5 protein-coding genes, 1 tRNA gene and 1 pseudogene are annotated in these 8,274 nt (G+C 69.1%); all 7 read right to left on the bottom strand.

Features of this window, described 5'->3' with window-relative positions; translation table 11 throughout:
* Window positions 1-47: 47 nt before the first annotated feature.
* A tRNA-Ile gene (locus AOK18_RS23685) sits at window positions 48-124 on the bottom strand.
* A 121-nt stretch (window positions 125-245) separates the two neighbouring features.
* Window positions 246-1,016: a DUF3566 domain-containing protein gene (locus AOK18_RS23680; protein ID WP_079105142.1), complete on the bottom strand. Its 771-nt coding sequence runs from the start codon at window positions 1,014-1,016 to the stop codon at window positions 246-248.
* A gap of 18 nt (window positions 1,017-1,034) precedes the next feature.
* On the bottom strand, window positions 1,035-3,626 hold the full coding sequence (gene gyrA, locus AOK18_RS23675; protein WP_055570374.1) for a DNA gyrase subunit A: 2,592 nt from the start codon (window positions 3,624-3,626) through the stop codon (window positions 1,035-1,037).
* Window positions 3,627-3,668: 42 nt separating this feature from the next.
* Window positions 3,669-5,729 (bottom strand): DNA topoisomerase (ATP-hydrolyzing) subunit B, encoded by a 2,061-nt coding sequence (gene gyrB, locus AOK18_RS23670; protein ID WP_175400186.1) that lies wholly within the window; start codon window positions 5,727-5,729, stop codon window positions 3,669-3,671.
* Between the two features lie 499 nt (window positions 5,730-6,228).
* Window positions 6,229-6,783: a DciA family protein gene (locus tag AOK18_RS23665; protein WP_055570372.1), complete on the bottom strand. Its 555-nt coding sequence runs from the start codon at window positions 6,781-6,783 to the stop codon at window positions 6,229-6,231.
* The gene (gene recF, locus AOK18_RS23660) at window positions 6,780-7,901 is read right to left on the bottom strand and encodes a DNA replication/repair protein RecF (protein ID WP_055570371.1); all 1,122 of its coding nucleotides are present in this window, start codon (window positions 7,899-7,901) and stop codon (window positions 6,780-6,782) included. Before recF ends, AOK18_RS23665 begins: the two co-directional genes overlap by 4 nt.
* A gap of 125 nt (window positions 7,902-8,026) precedes the next feature.
* A pseudogene (locus tag AOK18_RS23655) lies at window positions 8,027-8,274 on the bottom strand (6-phosphogluconate dehydrogenase); the annotation flags it as partial.

The following is an 8,274-nucleotide window of genomic DNA, read 5'->3' as shown; positions in this document are numbered from 1 at the left end:
CACCAGCACGAAGACCCCCAACCGGTACCGGCTGGGGGTCTTCGTGCTGGTGGGGCTAACAGGATTTGAACCTGTGGCCTCATCCTTATCAGGGATGCGCTCTAACCAACTGAGCTATAGCCCCGCCGCGCTCTGCGGTGTATGTCCCGCGCGCTGACTCCTGAAGATTAGCGCACGACCGGGGCAGTCCCAAAATCGGTTGCCGGGGGGCCGTCAGGGCGGGCCGGGAAAGCGCCGGGCTCCGCTCACTCGTCCTCGGCCAGCGTCAGCTCGACGCCGCCCACGAAGCCCGCGGAGAGGTTGTAGATGAACGCGCCGAGGGTCGCCAGGGCCGTCGCCAGGACGACGTCGATGACCGCGATGATCGTCGTGAACATCAGCACGTTGGGCAGCGACAGGAAGGACTGGAGGTCGAAGCCGTTCGACTCGTTGGAGCCGGTCGCCTCGGAGATCGTGCCGCCGACGGTGGAGAAGACGCCCATCGCGTCCATGACCATCCACAGCACCGCGGCCGCGACGATCGTGCAGATGCCCAGGGCGATGGAGAGCAGGAAGCTGACCTTCATCACCGACCAGGGGTCGGCCTTGGCCACCCGCAGGCGCGCCTTGCGCACGCGCGGCGTGGTGCGCGCCCCCGTGCGCGGGCGGCGCACCGCGCCGGCCTGCCCCTCCGCCGCGCCGTCCTGCGCGGTGTAGGCCTGCGGCGGGTGGTACGGCCCCGCCTGCTGCTGCGGCTGCCGTTCCCCCGGCAGCGGTGAGGTCGTGGGAGCGGCGGCGCCCTGTCCGGACGCGCTCTGCTGCTGGCCTCGGGTGTCCGTCACAGTCCCCCCCTGGGATCCACGTCTGTCGGACGAAGGCGAGTCCTTGCCGGGCGCCTGGCTCGGCGACTTGATCGGCGCCTTGATCGCTTTCAGGTTGGTCGTGTGCGGATCTGTCGCCCGCGCGGCAGAGCCACGGCCACCGCCGTCCGTGCCCGTACTGGTACCGGTCGGTCCGGCGCCCGTGGCTCCGCTCACGCTGACTCACTCCTCGTGCTACTCGGACGAGGGCGCCTCACCCTCGTCCGTGCCGGTGGTCACGGCACCTTCATCGGTCTCGTCCACGGCCACGTCGCCGTCGACTTCCTCGGCCTCGCGTCCGGCCTCGGCGTTACGGGCGATGCCGACCACGGCATCGCGCTTGCCCAGATTGATCAGTTGGACGCCCATGGTGTCACGGCCCGTCTCCCTGACCCCGCTGACCCGCGTACGAATCACGCCGCCCGACAACGTGATGGCGAGGATCTCGTCGGTCTCCTCGACCACCAGCGCGCCGACGAGGGTTCCGCGGTCCTCGACGATCTTGGCGGCCTTGATGCCGAGGCCGCCGCGACCCTGGACGCGGTACTCGTCGACAGCGGTCCGCTTCGCGTACCCGCCGTCTGTGGCAGTGAACACGAACGTACCGGGTCGAACAACATTCATCGAGAGCAGTTCGTCCCCTTCGCGGAAACTCATGCCCTTTACGCCTGAAGTCGCGCGGCCCATGGGCCGCAAAGTCTCATCCGTCGCGGTGAACCTGATCGACTGCGCCTTCTTGCTGATCAGTAGTAGATCATCTTCTGGCGAGACGAGTTCAGCCCCGATCAGTTCATCGTCGGCGCCATCCTCCTGCTCCCGCAGGTTGATCGCGATCACACCGCCCGAACGCGGGGAATCGTAGTCCTTCAGCGACGTCTTCTTCACCAGGCCGGCCTTGGTCGCGAGAACCAGGTAGGGCGCCGCCTCGTAGTCGCGGATCGCGAGGATCTGGGCGATCGCCTCGTCGGGCTGGAAGGCCAGCAGGTTCGCCACGTGCTGTCCGCGCGCGTCCCGGCCGGCGTCGGGCAGTTCGTACGCCTTGGCCCGGTAGACCCGGCCCTTGTTGGTGAAGAACAGCAGCCAGTGGTGCGTGGTGGACACGAAGAAGTGGTTGACGATGTCGTCTTCCTTGAGCTTCGCGCCCCGTACGCCCTTGCCGCCCCGCTTCTGCGCCCGGTAGTCGTCGGTCTTGGTCCGCTTGATGTAGCCGCCGCGCGTGACCGTGACGACGATGTCCTCCTCGGCGATCAGGTCCTCGATGGACATGTCGCCCTCGTAGGGGATCAGCTTCGTCTTGCGGTCGTCGCCGTACTTCTCGACGAGCGCGGCCAGTTCCGCGCTGACGATCCCGCGCTGACGGACCGGGGAGGCGAGGATCTCGTTGTACTCGTTGATCTTCGCCTGGAGTTCGTCGTGCTCCTGGACGATCTTCTGGCGCTCCAGGGCCGCCAGCCGGCGGAGCTGCATCTCCAGGATCGCGTTGGCCTGGATCTCGTCGATCTCCAGGAGGCCCATCAGGCCCCCGCGCGCGATCTCCACGGTGTCGCTGCGCCGGATCAGCGCGATGACCTCGTCGATGGCGTCCAGGGCCTTCAGCAGGCCGCGCAGGATGTGCGCGCGCTCCTCCGCCTTGCGCAGCCTGAAGCGCGTACGACGGACGATGACCTCGATCTGGTGGTTCACCCAGTGGCGGATGAACGCGTCCAGGGAGAGCGTGCGCGGCACGCCGTCGACCAGCGCCAGCATGTTGGCACCGAAGTTGGTCTGCAGTTCGGTGTGCTTGTACAGGTTGTTCAGGACGACCTTGGCGACCGCGTCCCGCTTGAGCACGATGACCAGGCGCTGGCCGGTACGGGACGACGTCTCGTCGCGGACGTCCGCGATGCCGCCGATCTTGCCGTCCTTGACCAGGTCGGCGATCTTCTGCGCCAGGTTGTCGGGGTTGGTCTGGTACGGCAGCTCCGTGACCACCAGGCACTGGCGGTTCTGGATCTCCTCGACCTCGACCACCGCGCGCATGGTGATCGAACCGCGGCCCGTCCGGTAGGCCTCCTCGATGCCCTTGCGGCCCACCACGAGGGCGCCGGTCGGGAAGTCGGGGCCCTTGATGCGCTCGATGAGCGCGTCGAGCAGCTCCTCGTTCGACGACTCGTGGTGCTCCAGGTACCACTGGGCGCCGGCCGCGACCTCGCGCAGGTTGTGCGGCGGGATGTTGGTCGCCATGCCGACCGCGATACCGGCCGATCCGTTGATCAGCAGGTTCGGGAAACGGGCCGGCAGGACGGTCGGCTCCTGGGAGCGCCCGTCGTAGTTGTCCTTGAAGTCGACGGTCTCCTCGTCGATGTCGCGGACCATCTCCATCGACAGCGGCGCCATCTTGCACTCGGTGTACCGCATGGCCGCCGCGGGGTCGTTGCCCGGGGAGCCGAAGTTGCCGTTGGAGTCGACCAGCGGCATCCGCATCGACCACGGCTGCGCGAGGCGGACCAGCGCGTCGTAGATCGAGGAGTCGCCGTGCGGGTGGTAGTTGCCCATGACGTCGCCGACGACGCGCGCGCACTTGTAGAAGCCGCGCTCGGGCCGGTAGCCACCGTCGTACATGGCGTACAGCACGCGGCGGTGGACGGGCTTGAGCCCGTCACGGACGTCCGGCAGCGCACGCGAGACGATGACGGACATCGCGTAGTCGAGGTACGAACGCTGCATCTCCGTCTCGAGCCCGACGGGCTCGACGCGCAGGACGGGGCCGTCCTCTTCGGACGTGACGGGAGTGTTCTCGTCGGTCATTGCTGGTGAAGATCCTTCCTGGTGCGGTCAGCTGAGACCGACTCAGATGTCGAGGAAGCGGACGTCCTTGGCATTGCGCTGGATGAACTGGCGGCGCGCCTCCACGTCCTCGCCCATGAGGACGGAGAACAGGTCGTCGGCCTGCGCGGCGTCGTCCAGGGTGACCTGGCCGAGGACGCGGTGCTCCTGGTCCATCGTGGTGATGCGCAGCTCCTCGGCGTTCATCTCGCCGAGGCCCTTGAAGCGCTGGACGGAGTCCTCACGGACGCGCTTGCCGGCCTGGCGGCCCAGCTCGATCAGCGCGTCGCGCTCGCGGTCGGAGTACGCGTACTCGAAGTCCTCCCGGCCCCACTTGATCTTGTAGAGCGGGGGACGGGAGAGGAACACGTGCCCGGCCTCGACCAGCGGCCGCATGAAGCGGAACAGGAACGTCAGCAGCAGGGTGTTGATGTGCTGGCCGTCGACGTCGGCGTCCGCCATCAAGATGATCTTGTGATAGCGGAGCCTCTCGATGTCGAAGTCCTCGTGCACGCCGGTTCCGAACGCGGAGATCATCGCCTGGATCTCCTGGTTCTGCAGGATCCGGTCGATGCGCGCCTTCTCGACGTTGAGGATCTTGCCCCGGATCGGGAGGATCGCCTGGTACTGCGGGTTCCGGCCGGACTTGGCCGAACCGCCGGCGGAGTCGCCCTCGACGATGAAGATCTCGCACTTGGTGGGGTCGTTCGACTGGCAGTCCGAGAGCTTGCCCGGCAGGGACGCCGACTCCAGCAGGCCCTTGCGGCGGGTCAGGTCGCGGGCCTTGCGGGCCGCCACCCGCGCGGTGGCCGCCGCGATGCCCTTGCGGACGATGTCCGCGGCCTCGTTGGGGTTGCGGTCCAGCCAGTCGGCGAGGTGCTCGTAGATGACCTTCTGGACGAAGGTCTTCACCTCGGTGTTGCCGAGCTTGGTCTTGGTCTGGCCCTCGAACTGGGGCTCGCTCAGCTTGACCGAGATGATCGCCGTCAGGCCCTCGCGGATGTCGTCGCCCGTGAGGTTGTCGTCCTTCTCCCGCAGCAGCTTCTTGTCCCGCGCGTACTTGTTGATGAGCGAGGTCATCGCCGCACGGAAGCCCTCCTCGTGCGTGCCGCCCTCATGGGTGTGGATGATGTTGGCGAAGGAGTAGACGCCCTCGGTGTAGCCGCTGTTCCACTGCATGGCGACCTCGAGGGACAGGAGCTTCTCCTTGTCCTCGGCCTCGAGGTCGATCACGGTGGGGTGCACCAGGTCTCCCTTGCGGGAGTTGAGGTACTTCACGAAGTCGACGATGCCGCCCTCGTAGTGGTACGAGACGCTCTTGACCTCGTGCTTCTCGTCCTCGCCCGCCTCGTCCGCGCCGGCGGTGGCCTTCGCCGACTCGCGCTCGTCGGTGAGGTTGATCCTCAGACCCTTGTTGAGGAAGGCCATCTCCTGGAAACGCCGGGAGAGCGTCTCGAACGAGTAGTCGGTGGTCTCGAAGATGTCACCGTCGGCCCAGAAGGTGACGGACGTGCCCGTCTCCTCGGTGGCCTCGTGCCGGGCGAGCGGTGCCGTGGGCACGCCCAGCTTGTATTCCTGCGTCCAGCGGTGGCCGTCGGTCCTGATCTCCACCGCGACCCTCGTGGAGAGGGCGTTCACGACGGAGACACCCACGCCGTGCAGACCACCGGAGACCGCGTAACCGCCGCCGCCGAACTTGCCGCCCGCGTGCAGCACGGTCAGCACGACCTCGACGGCGGGCTTGCCCTCGGAAGGGACGATGCCCACCGGGATGCCGCGGCCGTTGTCGACGACCCGGACGCCGCCGTCGGCGAGGATCGTCACGTCGATCGTGTCCGCGTGGCCGGCCAGCGCCTCGTCGACGGAGTTGTCGACGACCTCCTGCACCAGGTGGTGCAGCCCTCGCTCGCCGGTCGAACCGATGTACATACCGGGTCGCTTGCGGACCGCGTCCAGGCCCTCGAGGACGGTGATGGCACTGGCGTCGTACGAAGCGGTGCCCTCGCCGTTGGGGGCGTTCGCCTCGTTCTTCGCGCCGGTGTCGGTGGACGGGATGTTCTCGTTGGGGTTGCCGGAATCGGCCACGAAGCGCCCTTTCTGGCACACCACGAGCCTGGCTCGGCGGCGGGTTGCCGGAGCGGCTGCGGCATGTTGCGTTGATAAGCCTTGATCAGCGTTGCTCAGCTTTTCCCGGGCGGTCCCCACGATCGGGGCGGGATTGCTTCCAGTCTACCGGTAGCTCGGACATCGATGGGGGTTTGCCGGTGCCTGAGTCCGCATGTGCCGCCCTCAACCGACCTCGCCCGACTCCCGATATACGGATGGGGGCCCCAGGAGGCTCACGAGGGCACCCAGCGCTTTCGGCCGCCAACCCTTTGCTACTTACGAGTCAGGTGGCGGTCCGGCACCCCTCCGGGGGGCACGGCGAAGGGGCGGCCGAGGGGAGGGAAGCACTCCCGGAAGCCCCGCGTGTGACGTCGGTCACCATCGCGCGGAGGGCCCGGAACAAGCGCGGAACGAGGCTGTGAAAGGCCCCCGACGAGGGCGGCGCGGAGCCCCGGGCACGGCTCGGAAAGGACTCCGGTCACCCGTAGGTGTCGCCGGGACCGGTGCTTCCGGGGGCGCGCAGCGGCCCGTAGCGGCGGGCCGGGCCACCCGGTCCGTTGACCTTGATCAACCTCACCGTGCCGTGGCCCAGGTCCTCGTTCAGCCGGGCGACCAGGGTCGGGGCGAGCAGCCGCAGGTTCGTCGCCCACGCGGTGGAGTCGCAGCGCACGACCAGCACCCGCTCGTCCTCGTCGTAACGCTCCGGCTCGCAGTGCTTGGCCACGTCCTCACCGACGATCTCGGGCCAGCGCCCCATCACGCCGCCCACCGCGGCCGGGGCCTCCCAGCCGCGTTCGGTGAGCAGCCGGTTGATCGCCGCGCCGAGCGCCATGGGATCGCGCCGGTCCCCGCGCGCACCCGAGCGCAGGCCACCGCGCCGCGCCTGCCTCTTCTGCTGCGCCACGTCCCCCCGCGCGCGTGCCGCCTCCTTGGCCGCGCGCAGCGCCACGCGCGCGAGGTCCACGCCCGAGGGCTCGGGGGCGGCCCTCCCGGCGTTCCGGGACGTCTCGTCGGGCCCGCCCGGCTCGTTCATACCCGTTCCACCGCCCCCTCGGCCACCGCGAACCGGGTCCCCGACAGCACGTGGGGGACGTCGTCGTCGACCGCCGCGGTCACCAGCACCTGCTCGCCGGGCGCGACCAGCTCGGCGAGGCGCTCACGACGGCGGGTGTCCAGCTCGGCGAAGACGTCGTCGAGGATCAGCACCGGCTCGTTGCCCTCGGCGCGCAGCAGGTCGTAGGAGGCCAGACGCAGCGCCAGCGCGTAGGACCAGGACTCGCCGTGGGAGGCGTATCCCTTGGCCGGCAGCCGGCCGAGGTTGAGCAGCAGGTCGTCGCGGTGCGGGCCGACCAGGGTGACGCCCCTCTCGACCTCCTGCTTGCGTGCCTCGGCGAGCGCGGCCGACAGCTGCTCGTACAGGTCCTCGCGCGTGTGCGCCTCACCGGGCGCCGACGGCTTGTACTCCAGGGCCACGGGACCGCCGCCCGGCGCGAGCTGTTCGTACGCCTTGTCGGCGAGCGGCTGGATCGCGGCGATCAGATCCAGCCGCTGGGCCAGCAGTTCGGCACCCACGCGCGCGAGGTGCTGGTCCCAGACGTCGAGAGTGGACAGGTCCATGGTGCGCCCGGCGTGGCGGCGGGCCAGCGCGGCGGACTTCAGCAGCGTGTTGCGCTGCTTGAGGACACGGTCGTAGTCGGAGCGGACCCCGGCCATGCGCGGGGAGCGGGCCGTGATCAGCTCGTCCAGGAACCGGCGCCGCTCCCCGGGGTCGCCCTTGACCAGGGCGAGGTCCTCGGGCGCGAACAGGACGGTGCGGACGATCCCCAGCACGTCCCGTGGCCTGACCTGCGAGGACCTGTTGATCCGGGCTCGGTTGGCGCGGCCCGGGTTCAGTTCCAGCTCGACGAGCTGCTGCCGCTCGCCCTGGCGGACCTGGGCCCGGACGATCGCGCGGTCGGCACCCATGCGGACCAGCGGAGCGTCGGAGGAGACGCGGTGGCTGCCGAGGGTGGCGAGATAGCCGACCGCCTCGACGAGGTTCGTCTTCCCCTGCCCGTTGGGGCCGACGAAGGCCGTGACCCCCGGGTCGAGCGGGACCTCGACCCGGGGATAGGACCGGAAATCGGCCAGCGACAGATGCGTGACGTGCATGATCGTTCGCCGACCTCCTCCGGCGTTGTGGACCGTCGTACGGCCCTGTGGACCACGGTCCCGGAGCCACCCGGCCGCTCAGGCCGCGGCCGCTCCGGCCGTTTCGTGGACCGTTCCTCCGTGGATCACTTCTTCTCGACCGCGTGACCGCCGAACTGGTTGCGCAGCGCGGCGATCATCTTCATCTGCGGCGAGTCCTCCTGCCGGGAGGAGAACCGCGCGAACAGCGACGCGGTGATCGCCGGCAGCGGGACCGCGTGGTCGATCGCGGCCTCCACGGTCCAGCGTCCCTCACCGGAGTCCTGCGCGTACCCCCGGAGGCCCTCCAGGTGCTCGTCCTCGTGCAGCGCGTTCACCGCGAGGTCGAGCAGCC

Source organism: Streptomyces prasinopilosus, from assembly GCF_001419695.1.
Taxonomy (GTDB): Bacteria; Actinomycetota; Actinomycetes; order Streptomycetales; family Streptomycetaceae; genus Streptomyces; species Streptomyces prasinopilosus.
The sequence above is the reverse complement of the archived record's forward strand: the minus strand, read 5'-3'. Positions and strand labels throughout refer to the sequence as shown.